The sequence below is a fragment of the Frigoribacterium sp. CFBP 13729 genome (assembly GCF_014841875.1).
Classification (GTDB): Bacteria; Actinomycetota; Actinomycetes; order Actinomycetales; family Microbacteriaceae; genus Frigoribacterium.
The window spans coordinates 201,175-218,095 of the sequence record NZ_JACYUR010000004.1; the positions used below are offsets into that span (position 1 = coordinate 201,175).

Consider the following 16,921-nt stretch of genomic DNA (forward strand, 5'->3'; position numbering starts at 1 on the left):
AGGAACCGCATGTCCATCGGAGACAAGGCCAAGGACGCAGTGCAGAAGGCAGCCGGACACGTGGAGGAGGCCGTCGGCAAGAAGACCGACGACGCCGAGCTCACCGCTCAGGGCCAGAAGGACAAGTCGATGAGCGAGGACCGTCTCGCCACCGAGCGCGCCAAGGACGGCGACCAGCACTGATCCACCCGGGCGTCGACACGTCGCGCCCTCCCAGTCCGAGCCCGGCACCTGCACAGGTGCCGGGCTCGACTGCTGTCCGGGGTCGGTGCCGTGCGCGCCCGCCCCGTCCCCTCCCCCAGGCCGCCCATCGCGCCTCCTCCAGCCGGTGGTGCCTGCAAATGCCGACCGCGCGAGCTGCTGTAGCGGGAAATCCCTGTGTTGCGGGGGCGCATCCCCGCCTGCGGTCGGCATGTGCGGCCCGAGCTCGGGGTCGGGGGTCGGGGTCGGGGGTCGGGGGTCGGCTCTACGGTGGGGGCATGAGCGACCACGCCGAGCCCGACTCCACCCGCCTCCGAGGAGCCCGCTGGGCCGTGACCGGTGCTGCCGGGCGGATCGGGGTGCACCTCCGCTCCGCGCTGCACGAGCTCGGGGTCGAGCTCGTCTCGACCGACGTCGTCGAGGTGCCTCCGGTCGCGGCCCTCGTCTCCGGCAGCAACCCCGACGCCGCAGCCGCAGCCGCTGCCGTCGAGCGGCGCGAGATCGTCGACGTCGCCGACCTGGAGGCCCTGACCGCGCTCCTCGCCGGCTGCGTCGGGGTCGTGCACCTCGGCGGCCTCAGCGACGAGGCCGACTTCCACGACCTGGCGACGGTCAACGTGGTCGGCACGTACCACGTGCTCGAGGCGGCGCGACGGGCAGGCGTCGGCCGCGTGGTCTTCGCGAGCAGCAACCGGCTCACCGGCTCGTACGACACCGACACGACCGTCGACGTCGGCATGACGCCCCGCCCCGACGGGTTCTACGGCGTCTCGAAGGTCGCCGGCGAGGCCCTCTGCCGCCTCTATTCGGACAAGTTCGGCCTGAGTACCATCGCGCTCCGCATCGGCAGCTACGGGGCAGCGCCGGAGGACACCCGCCACCTGCACACCTGGCTCAGCCGTCCGGACGCCGTGCGCGCGTTCGTCGCCGCCATGACGACCGACGTCCACGCGGCCGTGTTCTACGCGGTGTCGGCCAACGCCGAGGGATGGTGGGACCTCGCGGCGGGCGAGGCCGTGGGGTACCACCCGCTGGACGACGCGTCCGTAGCGGCGGAAGGCCCCCTCCCCGAGCCGACTGCCGAGGGCGTCGCGCCGACGGACCCGGGCACCGTCGCCGGCCCGCAGGGCGGCCCGTTCGCCTCGGCGGCCTTCTCGCTCGACCGCATGACCCGCTGACAGCCGGCTCGTCGACACCCTCGGGACCCGCGCACACCCCTCGGCGCGCACGAGGGTCCGCGCGGGTCCGGCGGGTGCCGACGTTCGAGCCCCGCCCCGCCGGGCCGACGGCAGGCTAGGAGGCGACGCCCACGATCCGCACGTCGACCGTGGGGTCGGGCAGCTGCTGCTCCGCGAGGTGCACGAGGAGGCGCGCCGCGACGTCGCGGGCCACGGCCGGCCCCGAGGCGGCCTCGTCCACGGCGAGGTCGAGCACGACCCGGGTCTCGTCGTCGGTCACGACCAGCGTCACGAGGGGCAGCGAGCGCCCCGCGGGCTGCGTCGCGGACGCAGACGCGTCGGCACGTTCGGCACCGTCGGCACCCGCGCCGGCACCCGTGCCCACGCGCGCGGTCACGCTGGCGACCGCCGCCGCGAGCCCGTCGAGCGCCTGGCGGGCGATCTCGACGGCGCCGGGCCGGGCCTGCACCCGCGCGACGCCGTCCGTCTCGGCGGCGAGCGCACCGAGCTCGAGCGCGAGGTCGTCGAGCCGCGCCTGTGCCGGGGAGGCGACGGGCGCCTCCTCGACGGTCGTCGCGTCGTCCTTCGTCGCCTCGTCCATCACAGTCCTGCCTCTCGGGCACCGAGGTGCACGTCGCGCACGGTCACGTCGAGCGCCTCGACGACGATCTCGGTCTGGCGGGTGAGCGCCCGCGCCACGGCCTCGCGGACGAGGTCGGCCACGCTCCGCAGGTCGGCGCCGTAGACGACGCTGATCGCCACGTCGACCCGGATCGGCGCGTCCGCGATGCCCACGTCGCCCGCGAGCCCGCACGAGACCACGACGGCGCCGGGCACCGAGTCGCCGGCCTCGCGGACGAGCGAGCGCACGGCGCCCTCGGTGATGTGCACCGTGCTGCGCGGGTCGGGCGACGCCAGGGGGATGTCGCGGCCGGTGCGCGACTCGAGACGCACGCGGTCCATGACGCCGGCGATCCACGACGGGTCGGGCGCGGGAGCCGTCTCGACGTCGCTCTCGACGAGCTCGGACGACAGCGCCCGCAGCCGCTCGAGCGCGACGAGCTGGGCGAGGCACTCGGGGTCGTCCTCGATGAGCGGGTCGTACGGCTCCCGGCCGGAGTCGAGGTAGTCGGCGAGCCGCTCGGTCGAGACCGAGCCGCCGTCCGGCTCCGAGCTCTCACGAGGGCTCTCGGCGGGCTGCACGGCAGGCGAGACGTGCGTCGGGTCGCTCATCGCCAGGCCTCCATCTCTCGGGTCAGGGACTCTCGGGCACGGGCGAGCTGGCCCCTCACGGCGGTCACGGACGAGCCGGTCCGCTCCGCGATGTCAGCGTACGACTCGCCGCCGACCTCGCGCATGGTCCAGACGCGGCGCTGGGCGGCGGGCAGCCGGCCGAGCGCCTGGCGCAGCGCGACCATCGCGTCGGACGACTGCGCCCGTCGTTCGGGGTCGTCGTGGGCGCCGTCGGTCGAGGGCACCTCCAGCTCGTCGACGTCGGCGGCGGGACGGCGACGACGGATCAGGTCGAACGCCTTGCGCGACACGATCGTCATCATCCAGCCGCGGACGGCGTCGGGGGTCTGCAGGCCCGGCAGCTCACGCCAGATGGTGATCGACGCCTCCTGCACCGCGTCGGAGGCGTCGGCCCGGGACGAGGTGAGCCGCGTCGCGTACGCCGTCATCAGGCCGAGGTGACGCCGTAGCAGCACCTCGAAGGCCCGTTCGTCGCCCTCCGCGGCACGGGACGCGAGCGTGCCGTCGGCGGCGTCCGAGAGGTCGATCGGCATGCTGCCTCCTCTGCGCGGCGGCTCTCGAAGGAGCGTGGGTGGGACGAGTTCGACGGATTCCGTGACGATCGTGTCGCGGGACGCGTCTCATCCATGACTACACCAGCCTCACGCAGAACGGAGCCATCATGGCCGACACCACGCAGACCTCCCCCGCCGCCGTCACGACCCCGGACGGCCTCCCGGCCGACGGCACGACGCCCGGCCGAACGGTCGTCGCGGACGCCGTGATCGCCAAGGTCGCGGGCATCGCCGCCCGTGAGGTGCCCGGCGTGCACGCCCTCGGCGGCGGTGCCGCAAGAGCGTTCGGCGCCCTCCGCGACGTCGTCGGCAGCACGGACCTCGGCCAGGGCGTCCGCGTCGAGGTCGGCGAGACCCAGGTCGCGGCCGACGTCACCATCGTCGTCGAGTACCCCGTCGCCATCAGCCAGGTCGCCGACCAGGTCCGCGAGTCCGTCGCGGCCGCCATCGAGCAGCTCGTCGGCATGGACGTCGCCGAGGTCAACGTGGCCGTCGCCGACGTGCACATCCCCGGCGACGACGACGAGGACGACGACCAGTCGGACGCCCGCGTCCGCTGAGCCGACGCGCCGCCGACGCACCGGCGACGAGACCACGTCGAGGAGGTGCGGTGCAGGTCTGCCTGCACCGCACCTCCTTCACGTGTCGGCCGGGCGCGCGGCCCTCAGCGCACCGCGAGCACGATCTTGCCGAGGTGCTGCCCCGACTCCATCCGCTTGTGGGCGGTCGCGGCGAACTCGAGCGGGTAGACGCTGTCGAGCACCGGGCGCACGGTCCCGGCGGAGACGAGCGGCCAGACGTGCTCGCGCACCTCGGCCATGATCGCGCGGCGCTCCGGGAGCGGACGGGCACGCAGGGTGGTGCCCCAGATGCGTGCGCGCGCGGCCATCAGGCGCCCCACGTCGATCGTCGCGGACGTGCCGCCCTGCGTCGCGATCACCATGACGCGGCCCCCGGGGGCCACCGCCTCGACGTCGCGGGCCAGGTAGTCGCCGCCGACGAGGTCGAGCACGACGTCGACGCCGCGGCCCCCGGTGAGCTCGCGGACGACCTCGACGAAGTCCTCCTGCTTGTAGTCGATGCCGCGGGCCGCGCCGAGCTGCTCGCAGAACGCCGTCTTCTCGGCCGAGCCGGCGGTCGCGTAGACGGTGGAGCCCAGGGCCGCGGCGAGCTGGATCGCGATCGACCCGACGCCGCTCGACCCGCCGTGCACCAGCAGGGTCTCGCCCGGCTGCAGCCCGGCCGACATGAAGACGTTCGACCAGACGGTCGCGAGCGCCTCGGGCAGCCCGGCCGCCTCGACCAGGTCGAGCCCCTTCGCGTAGGGCAGCAGCAGGCCCTCGTCGACGGCCACGCGGTCGGCGTAGCCGCCGCCGGACAGCAGCGCCAGGACGTAGTCGCCCAGGGAGGCGCTCGTCACCTCGCTGCCCACGCTCACGACGGTGCCGCTCACCTCGAGCCCCGGCCACGCGGGCGCCCCGGCCGGCGACGGGTAGTGCCCCTCGCGCTGCGAGACGTCGGCGCGGTTCACACCCGCCGCGGCGACGTCGATCACGACCTCGTGAGGGCCGGCGACGGGCTCGGGGACTTCGCTGACGACGAGGGCGGAGGGCCCTCCGGGGACGGGGACGGTGACGGCGCGCATGCCCCCATCCTCCCCCCACGGGGCGGGACGAGGCTCGCGGGCCCTGTCCCGTGGAACGGCCGGCGCCTCCTACGGCCTGTCGGGCCAGGCGGCGACGAGCACCTTGCCGCTGACCGACGAGTCCCGGGCGACGTCGAAGGCCCGGACCGCGTCGGCGCTGTCGACGACGTGCGTGACCACCGCGCCGAGCGACGGGTCGGCGTCGAGCATCCGCACGGCCTCGTCGATCTCGTCCCGGAAGCGGAAGACGCCGAGCACGGTGAGCTCCTTCGAGATCGCGGGCGCGAGGTTGACCGGACGGGCGACGTCGGGGACCATCCCGACCTGCGCGACGACGCCGAGGCGACGGGCGGCGACGAAGGCGGCGCTGACGGCCGGCGCGGCGCCCGAGCACTCGAGCACGACGTCGAACGAGTCGGCGGGGACGGCGTCCTCCCCGAGGCGGAGGACCTCGTCGGCGCCCACGGCGAGCGCCCGCGCCAGGGGCTCGGGCAGGACGTCGACGACGGTCACGCGCGCCGCGCCGCGGGCACGGGCCGCGGCGGCGGCGAGCAGGCCGATCGGCCCGGCCCCGGAGACGAGCACCCGGGCGCCCCGGACGTCGCCGACCCGGCTCACCGCGTGCAGGGCGACGGCGAGGGGCTCGGCCAGGGCCGCGCGCTCGAGCGGCAGCGTGGCGGGCAGCGCCCGCAGCATGCCCGCGTCGACCACGAGGTACTCGCTGAGGGCGCCCTGCGTGTGCGGGTGCGTCGAGGCGCTGCCCAGGTAGGAGCCGCCGGGCCACAGGTGCGGCGCCTCCTCGGTGCCCTCGGTCGGGGTGCCGAACCGGGCAGGGTGCACGGTGACGGGGGTCCCGGGTGCCCACTCGCCGCTCGGGTCGAGGTCGACGCGTCCCGACAGCTCGTGGCCGGGGGCGAGGGGCTCCTCGACGACGAAGGCACCGTTGGCGCCCTCGAAGTAGTAGTGCAGGTCGGAGCCGCAGATGCCGACGAAGTCGACGCGGATGCGCACCTCGCCCTCTCCGGGCTCGGGCGTCGGGACCTCGCGCTCCGTCAGGACGGTCGCGGAGTCGATCTGGATGGTCTTCACGGTCGTTCTCCTCTGTGGGCGGGCCGGTCCTGCGTGCTCGTCGGACGACGCACGTCAGACGACGCTCGTCATGCCGCCGTCGACGAAGATGTTCTGCCCCGAGACGAAGTCGCTCGCGCTCGACGCGAGGTAGATCAGCGTCCCCGTGAGCTCCTCGACGCGGCCCCAGCGACGCGCCGGCGTGCGCTGCCGCAGCCAGGAGTCGAAGGTCTCGTCCTGCCAGAGAGCCGTGTTCATCTCGGTCGCGAAGTAGCCGGGCGACAGGGTGTTCACCTGGACCCCGTGCCGGGCCACGTCGGCCGCCATGCCGCGGCTGAGCTGGGCGACCCCGCCCTTGCTCGCCGAGTACGGCGCGATGGTCTCGCGCGCCAGCATCGACTGCACGCTCGCGACGTTGACGATCTTGCCCGAGCCGCGCTCGACCATGCCGGGCGCCACGAACCGCGAGACGTAGAACACGCTCGACAGGTTGGTGGCGACGACGGCGTCCCAGTCCTCGACGGGGAACTCGGTGAACGGCGCGCGCTTCTGCACGCCGGCGTTGTTGACCAGGACGTCGGGCACGCCGTGCTCGGCCACGAGCTCCCCGACGGCCGCCTCGACGGACGCGGCGTCGGTGACGTCGAAGACCGTCGTCGCGGGCCGGGTCCCCGTGGCCGCCTCGAGGGCGTCCTGGGTCTCGCGCAGCGCCCCGGCGTCGCGGCCGTGCACGACCACCTGGGCCCCCGCCTCCGCCAGCGCCAGCGCGAAGGAGCGACCGAGTCCGCGGGAGGAGCCGGTCACGAGGGCGAGCCGGCCGGTGAGGTCGAAGAGGGACGAGGTCATGGTTCTCCTTGGTGGTTCCGGGCGGTCGGTCAGACCAGCGAGCCGACGGCGAAGACGAGCAGCGCCGCGGCGAAGCCGAGCACGGACTCGACGCCCTGCTGCACGGTCCACACGCGCAGGGTGGTCTTCACGTCCATGCCCATCAGGCGGCCGACGAGCCAGAAGCCCGAGTCGTTGACGTGGCCGGCGAAGACCGAGCCCGCGGCCGTGGCGAGCACGACGGCGGCCAGCTGGACGGGGTTGAGGTCGGCCAGGGCGACGGCCGGGGCCACGAGGCCCGCGGCGGTCACGAGGGCCACGGTCGCCGAGCCCTGGGCGAGGCGGAGGATCGCGGCGATGATCCACGCGGCCACGATGACGGGCAGCCCGAGGTCGCCCAGCACGTCGGCGAGCGCATCGCCGATGCCCGAGGCGCGGAGGACGCCGCCGAACATGCCGCCGGCGCCGGTGATGAGCACGACCGAGCAGATGGGGCCGAGCGCGCTGTCGAGCACCTTCTCGAGCGCGCTGCCGCCGACGCCACGGGCCCGGCCCAGGACGACGGCCGCGACGAGCACCGAGATGAGCAGCGCGATGCCGCTGGTGCCGATCAGGACGAGCGCCTGCACCCAGGTGGCGTCGGGGTCGACGACCCCCACGGAGCCGAGCGAGCTGAGCCCGGTGTTCAGCAGGATCAGGACGAGCGGGACCGCGAGGACGGCCATGACCGTGCCGGCCTTGGGCGGGTTCGCGGCGTGGACGTCGTCCTTCTCGCTGCCGAAGAGGGACAGCACGGGCAGCGGGATGCGCTTGTTGACGTACTTGGCCCACAGGTAGCCGGAGACGTACCAGACGGGGAACACGATGACGAGGCCGGCCACGAGCACGATGCCGAGGTCGGCGCCGAGCAGCTCTGTCGCCGAGACCGGGCCGGGGTGCGGCGGCAGGAACACGTGCATGACCGAGAAGGCCGCGGCGGAGCTGATGCCGAAGAGCAGCAGCGACTTGCCGCCCATGCGGCGGGCCACGGCGAAGACGATCGGCAGCATGACGATCAGGCCGGCGTCGAAGAAGATCGGGAAGCCCATGATCAGCGACGCGAGGCCGAGGGCGAAGGGCGCGCGCTTCTCCCCGAAGACGTCGACCATGCGGTCGGCGAGCACCCGGGCGCCGCCCGACGACTCGACGAGCCGCCCGAGCATGGCCCCGAGCCCGACGAGCAGCGCGACGGAGCCGAGGGTGCTGCCGAAGCTCGTGACGAGCAGGTCGGCGATGGCGCCCGTGGGGATGCCCGTCGCGAGGGCCGTGAGCGCCGCGACGATGACGAGGGTGAGGAACGCGTGCAGCTTGAACTTGATGACGAGCACCAGGATCAAGGCGATCGCCCCCGCGGCGATCGCGAGGAGCGGAGCCGCCCCCAGGGTCTGTGTCCAGTCGTCCATGTCGATCTTCTCCGTTGAATACCGTGGGCTGCGCCCGTCGAGTCCGCGGTCGAGGCGCACAAGAGGTGCGCGACCGCGGTGAAGGCCAGGGTGCCATCAAAGGTAGTACTTTTCAAGTCGTGCCGAGCTCTCGGCCTACGACAGGATGACCCTCATGACATCTCGCCCCGGGGCCGAGGGGACGCACGCCCGGCTCGTGCACGCCCTCGGCGGCCGCATCGCCTCGGGCGACCTGCCCGCGGGCACCGTGCTCACCCTCGCCGCGCTCGAGCTCGAGTTCGGGGCCTCCCGGACCGCCGTGCGCGAGGCGGTGCGCGTCCTCGAGTCGCTCGACCTGATCCGGTCGCGCCGACGGGTGGGGATGACCGTGCAGCCGCGCGCGTCGTGGCGGGTGCTCGACGCGCAGCTCATCCGCTGGACCCTGGCCGGCCCGCTGCGGCACCGACACCTCGTCGAGTTGATGGAGCTGCGCGCCGCGCTCGAGCCGGCCGCCGCCCGGCTCGCGGCCCGGAACGCCACCGACGACCAGCGGGCGGGCCTCGTGCGCCTCGCCTCCGAGCTCGACGACCTCGGCCGGGCCGGGCGGGGCGACTCGTCCGAGTACCTCGCGGTCGACGTCGCGTTCCACTCGCTGCTGCTCACCGCCAGCGGCAACCTCCTGTACGCCGAGCTCGCCGCCCCGGTCCGCGAGATCCTGGAGGGGCGCGCCGACCTCGGCCTCACGCCGGCCGTCCCCTGGCCGGGCACCCTCGACGCCCACGTCGCGGCCGCGCGCGCGGTCGCCGACGGTGACGGCGACGCGGCCGAGCACCAGGTGCGCACCCACATCGCCATCGTCAGCCACGAGGTGCAGGAGGCGCCGGGCAGCGAGGCGGACGGGGCGGCTGACTAGGCTGACCGCGTGCTGCTCTCCGACCACGACATCAAGCTCGAGCTCGACGCCGGGCGCATCGGCCTCGACCCCTACGACTCCTCGCTGATCCAGCCGTCGAGCATCGACGTGCGGCTCGACCGCCTGTTCCGGCTGTTCGACAACCACAAGTACCCGTTCATCGACCCTGCCGCCGAGCAGCCCGAGCTGACGCGCCTGGTCGAGACGCCCGCCGACGAGCCGTTCATCCTGCACCCGGGCGAGTTCGTCCTCGGCAGCACGTACGAGCGCGTCACGCTGCCCGACGACGTCGCCGCCCGCCTCGAGGGCAAGAGCTCACTCGGCCGCCTCGGCCTGCTGACGCACTCCACGGCCGGCTTCATCGACCCCGGCTTCACCGGACACGTCACCCTCGAGCTCTCGAACGTCGCGACGCTGCCGATCAAGCTCTGGCCGGGCATGAAGATCGGGCAGCTCTGCTTCTTCCGCCTCAGCTCGCCGGCCGACCACCCCTACGGCTCGGGCGAGTACGGCTCGCGGTACCAGGGCCAGCGCGGACCGACCGCGAGCCGCTCGGCCACGAACTTCGTCCACACGGACGTGTCCGCGCGCGACTGACCCCCGGGGGCTCAGCCCTGCAGGAGGCGCGGCTCGGCTGAGCAGGACGCTCGGCCGAGCAGCGCCGATCAGGCCCCGGGAGGGGTGAAGGGCACGGGCCCGATCTGGGCCCGGAACGCGAGCACGTGGTCCATCACGACCAGGGCGAGCATCGCCTCCACGATGGGCGTCGCGCGGATGCCCACGCACGGGTCGTGCCGCCCGAACGTCTCGACGCTCGTCTCGTTGCCCTCGCGGTCGATCGAGCGCTGGGGCGTCCGGATCGAGCTCGTCGGCTTGATCGCGACCGAGACCCTCAGGTCCTGCCCGGTCGAGATCCCGCCGAGCACGCCGCCCGCGTCGTTGGTCTCGAAGCCGTCGGCGGTCAGGGCGTCGCCGTGCTCGCTGCCGCGCTGCGAGACGCTGTCGAAGCCCGCCCCGATCTCGACGCCCTTGACGGCGTTGATGCCCATCATCGCGGCCGCGATGTCCGCGTCGAGCTTGGAGAACAGGGGCTCGCCGAGGCCCGCGGGCACGTTGCGGGCGACCACGTCGATGCGGGCGCCGCACGAGTCGCCGGCACGGCGCAGCTCGTCCATGCGCTCCTCGAGCCGCGGCACGATCGCGGCGTCGGGGGCGAAGAACGGGTTCTGCGAGATCTGCGACTCGTCGGTGAACGGGACGGCGATGTCGTCGAGCTGGCTCATCCAGCCGGTGAACGAGATGCCGCCCTGCTCCTGCAGCCACTTTCGCGCGACGGCGCCCGCGGCGACCATCGGCGCGGTGAGCCGGGCGGAGGAGCGGCCGCCGCCACGAGGATCGCGCACGCCGTACTTGCGCCAGTACGTGTAGTCGGCGTGGCCGGGGCGGAACGTGTCGAGGATGTTGCCGTAGTCCTTGCTGCGCTGGTCGACGTTCCGGATCATGAGGGCGATCGGCGTGCCCGTGGTCTGCCCCTCGTAGACGCCGGACAGGATCTCGACGGCGTCGGGCTCCCTGCGCTGCGTGACGTGGCGCGAGGTGCCCGGGCGGCGGCGGTCGAGCTCCCCCTGGATGTCGGCCTCGCTCAGGGACAGGCCCGGAGGGCACCCGTCGATGACGCAGCCGATGGCGACGCCGTGCGACTCGCCGAAGTTCGTGACGCGGAAGAGTTCACCGAAGGTGCTGCCAGACATGGGACGACCTTACGGCCCGCGGGCAGGGAGGGCGGAACGAGAAGGGGGTGCGGGCGGGGACCCGACGCCCTCACCCGCACCCCTCGCAGCCGCGAACGGGACCCGACGTCCCTCAGCGTGCCGCGTGACGACTCGCGATCCTGAACCCAAATCGCGAGGCACTCTCATTCTGCGTCGTGTCGGGCCCTCTTGACCACCAGGTGGTCACGAAACGAAGGAGGAGGACAGGGAGCGAAGGAGGCGCCGGATCGGGATCGCGACGGCCGCCTCCTGCAGAGGGGGCCGGGAACCGGGCCTCAGGACTCGGCGGCTCAGGACTCGAGGGTCTCGCGGGGCGTCCGGCCGAACTGCGTCGAGTAGAGCGCGGCGAACCGTCCGGGGTTGGCGAAGCCCCAGCTCAGCGCGATGCCGGCCACGGTGTGCCCGAGCGTGGGGTCGCCGAGCACGAGGTCGGCATGCGCACCGCGCAGGCGAGCCGCGCGCAGGGCCGCCATCGGGGTCGTGTCGAGGTGGCGACGGAACGCCAGCTGCAGCCCTCTCGGGGTCAGGCGGGCCGCCTCCGCGATCTCGACGATCCCGATGTCGTCGTGCGCGTGCTCCTCGACGAAGGCGAGCGCTCGACGGACGGTGGACGGCAGGGCACGCGCGTCGGAGGACCGGCCCGTCCCCACCACGTTCGTGTCGTAGGCCTCGACGAACGCCGTCACGAGCGAGCGGAACGCGGCCGACCGCACCAGCGGGCTCGCCATCGCGGCGTCGTTCGAGAGCACCCCGTCGAGCACGTGCCGGGTCGTGCTGCCCCAGTGCTCGCCCAGGGCCTCGGAGACGGGCTCCATCGCGAGGGTCTGCAGCCCCTCCGGCGGCGTCGTGAGCGACAGGCCGGCGAGCTCGCGCTCCACCGCGGCCCGGTCGAGCATCACCTGGCCGAGGTGCATGTCGTCCCAGCGGTGCTCCTTGACGCGGTCGCTGGGGAACACGAAGCGGTCGCCCGTCTGTGCCCGCAGGTCGGCCCTGCCGTCCGCGAGGCCGTAGCGGCCGCCCAGGACGCGGCTGATGCAGAAGAACTCGGGCAGCGGCTCGCTGACGGCGTGCAGCTGTCCCCTGTAGTGGATCTGGCCCATCGCGAACCGGTCGTCGCCGGTGACGACCCGGCCGAAGCTGAAGTCGTGGCCGGCCTCGGGAGTGAGGTCGCGGAGACGGTAGATGCGGCTGATGATGGAGTGCGCGACCGCGGGGTCCGAGGTCTCGACGCCGCGCACCCGAGGGTCGTCGAAGTCCGGGCGACGGGAGCCCGCGCGGGTCCAGGCCGTGGGCGTCGCAGGACTGGCCATGCGCCCCTCCAGGCGGTGCGGCGGAGCACGAGGTGCTCTCGTGGGCGGCGAGGCCGGTGGTCGACGCACCTCGCACGCATCGGCCTGATCCACCGATGCCGCGATGCTACCTCGCAGGCTCGTCTCGGGCGACTCTCACCCGACCGCCTGGTATCGAGCGTCTCCCGGGTGCCGGGCCGACGCCTCCTCGGGCACGGCCCCGAGCTCGCGGCGTAGCGTCGGGGCATGGACTACAGGACCCTCGGGAACAGCGGTGCCTCCGTGTCGGAGCTGACACTGGGCACCATGACGTTCGGCGCAGAAGCCGACGAGACCACCTCTCACCAGATCCTCGACGCGTTCGTCGCGGCCGGCGGCACGCTCGTCGACACCGCCGACGTGTACTCGGCGGGGACCTCGGAGGAGATCATCGGGCGCTGGCTCGCCGCGCACCCCACGGAGGCGGCCCAGGTCGTGCTCGCGACGAAGGGACGGTTCCCGATGGGGGACGGACCCAACGACGTCGGCCTCTCGCGCCGGCACCTCGCGACGGCGCTCGACGCGTCGCTCAGCCGGCTCGGCGTGGAGCACGTCGACCTCTACCAGATGCACGCCTGGGACTCCTTCACCCCGATCGACGAGACGCTGCGGTTCCTCGACGACGCGATCACCGCGGGCAAGATCGGCTACTACGGCTTCTCGAACTACTTGGGCTGGCAGCTCACGAAGGCCGTCGCCCGGGCGCAGGCGCTCGGCTTCGCGCCCCCCGTCACGCTCCAGCCGCAGTACAACCTGCTCGTCCGCGACATCGAGCACGAGATCGTCCCCGCGTCGCTCGACGCCGGCATCGGCCTGCTGCCGTGGTCGCCCCTCGCCGGCGGCTGGCTGAGCGGCAAGTACCGTCGCGATGAGGCGCCCACCGGCGCGACCCGCCTGGGCGAGGACCCGAAGCGCGGCATGGAGGCGTGGGAGGCGCGCAACGGCGACGAGCGGACCTGGTCGGCCATCGAGGCCGTCGCCTCCGTCGCGGACGCGCACGGCGCCTCCTCGTCGCAGGTGTCGCTCGCGTGGCTGCTGCGGCAGCCGGCCGTGACCTCGGTCATCCTGGGCGCGCGCACGGTCGCGCAGCTCGACGACAACCTCGGCGCCTCCGACCTCGCGAAGCTGCTCACCGACGACGAGCTGGCCCGCCTCGACGCGTCGAGCAGCCCGCGCGTCGACGACTACCCGTACGGGACCGCCGGCGTCGCGCAGCGCGACCGCAAGCTGACCGGCGGCCGCTGAGCCGCTGAGCCGCGTGACCCGCGCTGGCGCCTGAGCGACGCGAGAACGACGAACCGACGGGGGAGACCACGTCGGTTCGTCGCTTCCCCGGAGGGACAGGCCCCCTAGGAGGCGCGCGTCGCCTCCCCGGGGGCGCGAGCGGAGCCGCTCCGCTCGGCGTGCACCCGGAGCACGAGCACGACGACCAGCACGACGGCGGCGGCGACCAGCGCGGTGACTCCCGCAGCGATGTCGAGCGGCTGCCCCGAGAACCGCCCGACGGCGACCCACGCCAGGCCCCAGACCAGCGAGAGCATCGGGGCGATGCGACCCCGTCCGACGACGGCGACCGCGACGCCCGAGAGCCCGGCGACCGCGAGGACGAGCGTCGACCAGAGCCCGCTCGGCAGCCCGAACCCGCCGAAGCCGGACTCGACGAGGGCCGCGGCGATGTTGGCGGCCGTCGCGACCGACACCCAGCCGAGGTAGAGGCCCATCGTCCCGTCGGTGACGACCGCGTCGACCCGGCTGCGGGTGGGCGTGTGCACGACGAGCAGGAAGATCCGGACCAGCACGGCGAGCAGCGCGACGATCACGACGACGCTGAGCCAGACCTGGCCGAGCTGCACGGCGGCGAACAGCCAGCCCGCGTTGAGCAGCATGGAGGCGGCGACCCAGTAGCCGAGGCGGCGGTGACGGTCGACGGCCCGCTGGCCGGGCAGCGCCTGGTAGACGGCGTAGGCGACGAGGCCGGCGTAGATCACCGACCAGATCGAGAAGGCCGTCGTCGCCGGGGCGATCGGCGTCGCGTCGGCGCTGAGCGCGCCGCCCGAGGCTCCCGACACGGAGGTGCCGCCGAAGGCCCCCGAGCCGATCGCGGCCAGGACGATCGCGAGCACGGCGCCCACCACGACGACGACCTGACGGACGACGTCGACGGACGCGGGAGGTGCGGTGGCGGAGGCGGGACGGGTCGCTGCTGTGCTCATGCCGCCGACGCTATCCCCGCCCGATCTCTTAGCAACTGAATCATCAGCGATCTCCCAGCCCGCCCCTCCTGCGCCCGCCCCTCGCGGAATCCTCGTCGCCGCAAATGCCGACCGTGAACGCGCGAACGGCCTCACAACCCCCGGATTCTCCACTTTTGGAGCGACCTCGGTCGGCATCTGCGGGTCACACGGAGCGAGGAGGCGCGGAGATGCGCTCAGGGGGGACGAGGAGGCGCGGCGCTCAGGCGGCGGGGCGCCAGCGGCGGAGGAGCTGCGCGTTCAAGGCGACGATCACCGTCGACAGGCTCATGAGCACGGCTCCGGCGGCCGGCGACAGCACGAAGCCGACCGGCGCGAGCACGCCCGCGGCCAGCGGCACCGAGAGCACGTTGTAGCCCGCGCCCCAGACCAGGTTCTGGATCATCTTGCGGTAGCCGACCCGGGACAACGAGATGACCGAGAGCACGGCACGCGGATCGCTCGAGGCCAGCACGACGCCGGCGGACTCGACCGCGACGTCGGTGCCCGCGCCGATCGCGATCCCCACGTCGGCCCGGGCCAGCGCGGGGGCGTCGTTGACGCCGTCGCCCACCATCGCCACGCGCTGGCCGCGCTGCTGCAGCTCGGCGACGCGGGCGTCCTTCTCGTCCGGGCGCACCTCGGCGAAGACCTCGTCGATGCCGAGCTCGCGCGCGACCGAGTCTGCGACCTGCCGCGCGTCGCCCGTCACCATCGCGACGCGCACCCCGGCGCCGTGCAGCCGGCGCACCGCCTCGGCCGACTCGGGCCGGACCTCGTCGCGCAGCGCGAAGGCCGCCACGACGCTGCCCGAGCGCACGAGCCACAGCACGGCCGCGCCGTCACCGCGCCACGGCTCCGTCGCGGCCGCGAGGTCGGCGGGCGCCTCGAGCGCCAGGTCGCGGAGCAGCCCGGGACCTCCGACCGCGACGTCGACCCCGTCGACCCGGGCCGAGACGCCGCTGCCGGTGAGCGAGCGGAACGACTCGACCCGCGCCTCCTGCGGGGCAGCCGACGTCGCTGCGTCCGCGGCACGCACCAGCGCCCGGGCGACCGGGTGCTCGCTGTCGCGCTCGGCGGCCGCGGCGAGGCGCAGGGCCTCGTCGGCCGTCAGCCCCCCGGACGAGGAGGCGGTGGCCACGTCCGTCACGCCGGGCTCGCCCTTCGTGAGGGTGCCGGTCTTGTCGAACAGCACGGTGTCGACCGTGCGCATGCGCTCGAGGGCGAGGCGGTCCTTGACGAGGACGCCCGCCCGGGCGGCGCGCTCGGTCGAGATCGCGATCACGAGCGGGATGGCGAGCCCGAGGGCGTGCGGGCAGGCGATGACGAGCACGGTCACGGTGCGCGTGATCGCCTGGTCGAGGTCGCCGAGGAGGAGCCACACGACGAAGGTGACCACCCCGGCACCCGAGGCGAACCAGAAGAGCAGGGCGGCGGCGCGGTCGGCGAGCGCCTGGGCACGCGACGACGAGGCCTGGGCCTCGGCGACGAGCCGCCGGATGCCCGCGAGGGCCGTGTCGTCGCCGACCGCGGTGACCCGGACCCTCAGGGCGCCGTCGGTCGCGACGGTGCCGGCGACGACGCGGTCGCCCTCGCCGCGCGCGACGGTCCGGGACTCGCCCGTGACCATCGACTCGTCCATCTCGACGGAGCCGTCGACGACGACCCCGTCGGCGGGCACGCGAGCACCCGAGCGCACGAGCACGACGTCGCCCGCGACGAGGTCGGCGAGCGCCACCTCGGTCGTCGCGCCGGCGCCGGTGCCGGTGCCGGTGCCTGCGCCGGCGTCGACGCGGTCGGCCGTGTCGGGCAGCAGCGCGGCGAGCGCGTCGAGGGCGCCGGAGGCGGCGCCCAGGGCCCGCATCTCGATCCAGTGCCCGAGCAGCATGATGACGACGAGGAGCGCGAGCTCCCACCAGAAGTCGAGGTCGAGGCCGCCGATGCCGAGCGTCGTCGCCCAGCTCGCGACGAACGCGACGGTGATGGCCATCGCGATGAGGAGCATCATGCCCGGCTGCTTCGCCCGGGCCTCCGCGACGCCTCCGCTGAGGAACGGCCAGCCGCCCCACGCGAAGAGGAACGTGCCGAGCACCGGCGAGATCCACTCGGAGCCGGGGAACGACGGGACGTCGTAGCCGAGCAGCCCGGCGAACATCGAGCTGAAGGCGACCACCGGCACGGCGACGACGAGGCTGACCCAGAACTTGTCGCGGAACTGCGCGGCGTGGTCGCCGTGGCCTCCGTGACCGTGGTGGCCCGCGTGCGCGTCGTGCCCTGCGTGCGCGTCGTGGCCGGCATGCGCGTCGTGGCCCACGTGCGCGTCGTGCCCCGCGCCGACGCCCGCGGCGTCCTGGCAGTGGTCGGCCGTCGCGAGTCCCGAGTGGTCGGTGCCGACCTGCTCGTCGTCGACGGGGGCGTGGTGGTCGTGCGGGGTGCTCATCCCCATACCCTAGGGGGGTATCGAACGGGACGTCCAGGTCTCGAGGCGACCGCCTCCTCGACTGTCAGCCCCTTCGCTGTCAGCCCCCTGA

Annotated in this window: 17 protein-coding genes; 6 read left to right on the forward strand and 11 right to left on the reverse strand. The window is 73.9% G+C overall.

Going from position 1 to position 16,921, the window contains the following annotated elements; genetic code table 11:
- Positions 1–9: 9 nt before the first annotated feature.
- Complete coding sequence (locus IFT77_RS13275) at positions 10–183, forward strand: CsbD family protein (RefSeq protein WP_123548416.1); 174 nt, start codon at positions 10–12, stop codon at positions 181–183.
- A 296-nt stretch (positions 184–479) separates the two neighbouring features.
- Entirely contained in the window at positions 480–1,379 is a 900-nt protein-coding gene (locus tag IFT77_RS13280) for an NAD(P)-dependent oxidoreductase (RefSeq protein WP_192170251.1), read from the forward strand.
- A gap of 115 nt (positions 1,380–1,494) precedes the next feature.
- Here the strand turns inward: IFT77_RS13280 and IFT77_RS13285 are convergent, their stop codons facing one another.
- From IFT77_RS13285 to IFT77_RS13295, 3 genes are read right to left on the reverse strand one after another with little or no spacing between them, the layout of a single operon-like run.
- A complete protein-coding gene (locus IFT77_RS13285) occupies positions 1,495–1,980 on the reverse strand; it encodes a hypothetical protein (protein WP_192170252.1) in 486 nt (161 codons plus the stop codon).
- The gene (locus IFT77_RS13290) at positions 1,980–2,612 is read right to left on the reverse strand and encodes an Asp23/Gls24 family envelope stress response protein (RefSeq protein ID WP_192042934.1); all 633 of its coding nucleotides are present in this window, start codon (positions 2,610–2,612) and stop codon (positions 1,980–1,982) included. The genes IFT77_RS13285 and IFT77_RS13290 overlap by 1 nt, the downstream gene beginning before the upstream one ends.
- Positions 2,609–3,166 carry an RNA polymerase sigma factor gene (locus tag IFT77_RS13295; RefSeq protein WP_192042933.1) on the reverse strand — a complete coding sequence of 186 codons (558 nt, stop codon included), beginning with the start codon at positions 3,164–3,166 and terminating at the stop codon, positions 2,609–2,611. Before IFT77_RS13295 ends, IFT77_RS13290 begins: the two co-directional genes overlap by 4 nt.
- A 128-nt stretch (positions 3,167–3,294) precedes the next feature.
- Between IFT77_RS13295 and IFT77_RS13300 the strand changes: the two genes are divergently transcribed.
- Positions 3,295–3,747: an Asp23/Gls24 family envelope stress response protein gene (locus tag IFT77_RS13300; protein WP_192042932.1), complete on the forward strand. Its 453-nt coding sequence runs from the start codon at positions 3,295–3,297 to the stop codon at positions 3,745–3,747.
- Between the two features lie 104 nt (positions 3,748–3,851).
- Here IFT77_RS13300 and IFT77_RS13305 read toward each other — a convergent pair whose 3' ends face one another.
- From IFT77_RS13305 to IFT77_RS13320, 4 genes are all read right to left on the reverse strand, one after another.
- Positions 3,852–4,832, reverse strand: a complete 981-nt coding sequence (locus IFT77_RS13305) for an NAD(P)H-quinone oxidoreductase (protein WP_192042931.1) — start codon at positions 4,830–4,832, stop codon at positions 3,852–3,854.
- A gap of 69 nt (positions 4,833–4,901) precedes the next feature.
- The gene (locus IFT77_RS13310) at positions 4,902–5,921 is read right to left on the reverse strand and encodes a zinc-binding dehydrogenase (protein ID WP_192042930.1); all 1,020 of its coding nucleotides are present in this window, start codon (positions 5,919–5,921) and stop codon (positions 4,902–4,904) included.
- A 54-nt stretch (positions 5,922–5,975) separates the two neighbouring features.
- Positions 5,976–6,746 carry an SDR family oxidoreductase gene (locus IFT77_RS13315; RefSeq protein ID WP_192042929.1) on the reverse strand — a complete coding sequence of 257 codons (771 nt, stop codon included), beginning with the start codon at positions 6,744–6,746 and terminating at the stop codon, positions 5,976–5,978.
- A 29-nt stretch (positions 6,747–6,775) separates the two neighbouring features.
- Entirely contained in the window at positions 6,776–8,167 is a 1,392-nt protein-coding gene (locus IFT77_RS13320; RefSeq protein ID WP_192170253.1) for a GntP family permease, read from the reverse strand.
- A 154-nt stretch (positions 8,168–8,321) separates the two neighbouring features.
- Here IFT77_RS13320 and IFT77_RS13325 point away from each other — a divergent pair, with 154 nt between their 5' ends.
- Together IFT77_RS13325 and dcd are read left to right on the forward strand one after the other, a co-directional pair.
- Positions 8,322–9,059 (forward strand): FadR/GntR family transcriptional regulator, encoded by a 738-nt coding sequence (locus IFT77_RS13325; RefSeq protein WP_244638795.1) that lies wholly within the window; start codon positions 8,322–8,324, stop codon positions 9,057–9,059.
- Between the two features lie 9 nt (positions 9,060–9,068).
- A complete protein-coding gene (gene dcd / locus IFT77_RS13330) occupies positions 9,069–9,656 on the forward strand; it encodes a dCTP deaminase (RefSeq protein ID WP_123548404.1) in 588 nt (195 codons plus the stop codon).
- A 68-nt stretch (positions 9,657–9,724) separates the two neighbouring features.
- Here dcd and aroC read toward each other — a convergent pair whose 3' ends face one another.
- Together aroC and IFT77_RS13340 are read right to left on the reverse strand one after the other, a co-directional pair.
- Entirely contained in the window at positions 9,725–10,810 is a 1,086-nt protein-coding gene (gene aroC / locus IFT77_RS13335) for a chorismate synthase (protein WP_192042925.1), read from the reverse strand.
- A gap of 311 nt (positions 10,811–11,121) precedes the next feature.
- Entirely contained in the window at positions 11,122–12,141 is a 1,020-nt protein-coding gene (locus tag IFT77_RS13340) for a helix-turn-helix transcriptional regulator (RefSeq protein WP_192042924.1), read from the reverse strand.
- A 225-nt stretch (positions 12,142–12,366) separates the two neighbouring features.
- Between IFT77_RS13340 and IFT77_RS13345 the strand changes: the two genes are divergently transcribed.
- Positions 12,367–13,404: an aldo/keto reductase gene (locus tag IFT77_RS13345; protein WP_192170254.1), complete on the forward strand. Its 1,038-nt coding sequence runs from the start codon at positions 12,367–12,369 to the stop codon at positions 13,402–13,404.
- Between the two features lie 104 nt (positions 13,405–13,508).
- Here IFT77_RS13345 and IFT77_RS13350 read toward each other — a convergent pair whose 3' ends face one another.
- The gene (locus IFT77_RS13350; RefSeq protein ID WP_192170255.1) at positions 13,509–14,372 is read right to left on the reverse strand and encodes a tryptophan-rich sensory protein; all 864 of its coding nucleotides are present in this window, start codon (positions 14,370–14,372) and stop codon (positions 13,509–13,511) included.
- Positions 14,373–14,613: 241 nt separating this feature from the next.
- Positions 14,614–16,830: a heavy metal translocating P-type ATPase gene (locus IFT77_RS13355; RefSeq protein ID WP_192170256.1), complete on the reverse strand. Its 2,217-nt coding sequence runs from the start codon at positions 16,828–16,830 to the stop codon at positions 14,614–14,616.
- Between the last annotated feature and the right edge of the window lie 91 nt (positions 16,831–16,921).

Coding starts and splice junctions, on each gene's coding strand:
- IFT77_RS13275 (WP_123548416.1), top strand. CDS start 10: ATGTCCATCGGAGACAAGGCCAAGGACGCAGTGCAGAAGGCAGCCGGA.
- IFT77_RS13280 (WP_192170251.1), top strand. CDS start 480: ATGAGCGACCACGCCGAGCCCGACTCCACCCGCCTCCGAGGAGCCCGC.
- IFT77_RS13285 (WP_192170252.1), bottom strand. CDS start 1,980: ATGGACGAGGCGACGAAGGACGACGCGACGACCGTCGAGGAGGCGCCC.
- IFT77_RS13290 (WP_192042934.1), bottom strand. CDS start 2,612: ATGAGCGACCCGACGCACGTCTCGCCTGCCGTGCAGCCCGCCGAGAGC.
- IFT77_RS13295 (WP_192042933.1), bottom strand. CDS start 3,166: ATGCCGATCGACCTCTCGGACGCCGCCGACGGCACGCTCGCGTCCCGT.
- IFT77_RS13300 (WP_192042932.1), top strand. CDS start 3,295: ATGGCCGACACCACGCAGACCTCCCCCGCCGCCGTCACGACCCCGGAC.
- IFT77_RS13305 (WP_192042931.1), bottom strand. CDS start 4,832: ATGCGCGCCGTCACCGTCCCCGTCCCCGGAGGGCCCTCCGCCCTCGTC.
- IFT77_RS13315 (WP_192042929.1), bottom strand. CDS start 6,746: ATGACCTCGTCCCTCTTCGACCTCACCGGCCGGCTCGCCCTCGTGACC.
- IFT77_RS13320 (WP_192170253.1), bottom strand. CDS start 8,167: ATGGACGACTGGACACAGACCCTGGGGGCGGCTCCGCTCCTCGCGATC.
- IFT77_RS13325 (WP_244638795.1), top strand. CDS start 8,322: ATGACATCTCGCCCCGGGGCCGAGGGGACGCACGCCCGGCTCGTGCAC.
- aroC (WP_192042925.1), bottom strand. CDS start 10,810: ATGTCTGGCAGCACCTTCGGTGAACTCTTCCGCGTCACGAACTTCGGC.
- IFT77_RS13340 (WP_192042924.1), bottom strand. CDS start 12,141: ATGGCCAGTCCTGCGACGCCCACGGCCTGGACCCGCGCGGGCTCCCGT.
- IFT77_RS13345 (WP_192170254.1), top strand. CDS start 12,367: ATGGACTACAGGACCCTCGGGAACAGCGGTGCCTCCGTGTCGGAGCTG.
- IFT77_RS13350 (WP_192170255.1), bottom strand. CDS start 14,372: ATGAGCACAGCAGCGACCCGTCCCGCCTCCGCCACCGCACCTCCCGCG.
- IFT77_RS13355 (WP_192170256.1), bottom strand. CDS start 16,830: ATGAGCACCCCGCACGACCACCACGCCCCCGTCGACGACGAGCAGGTC.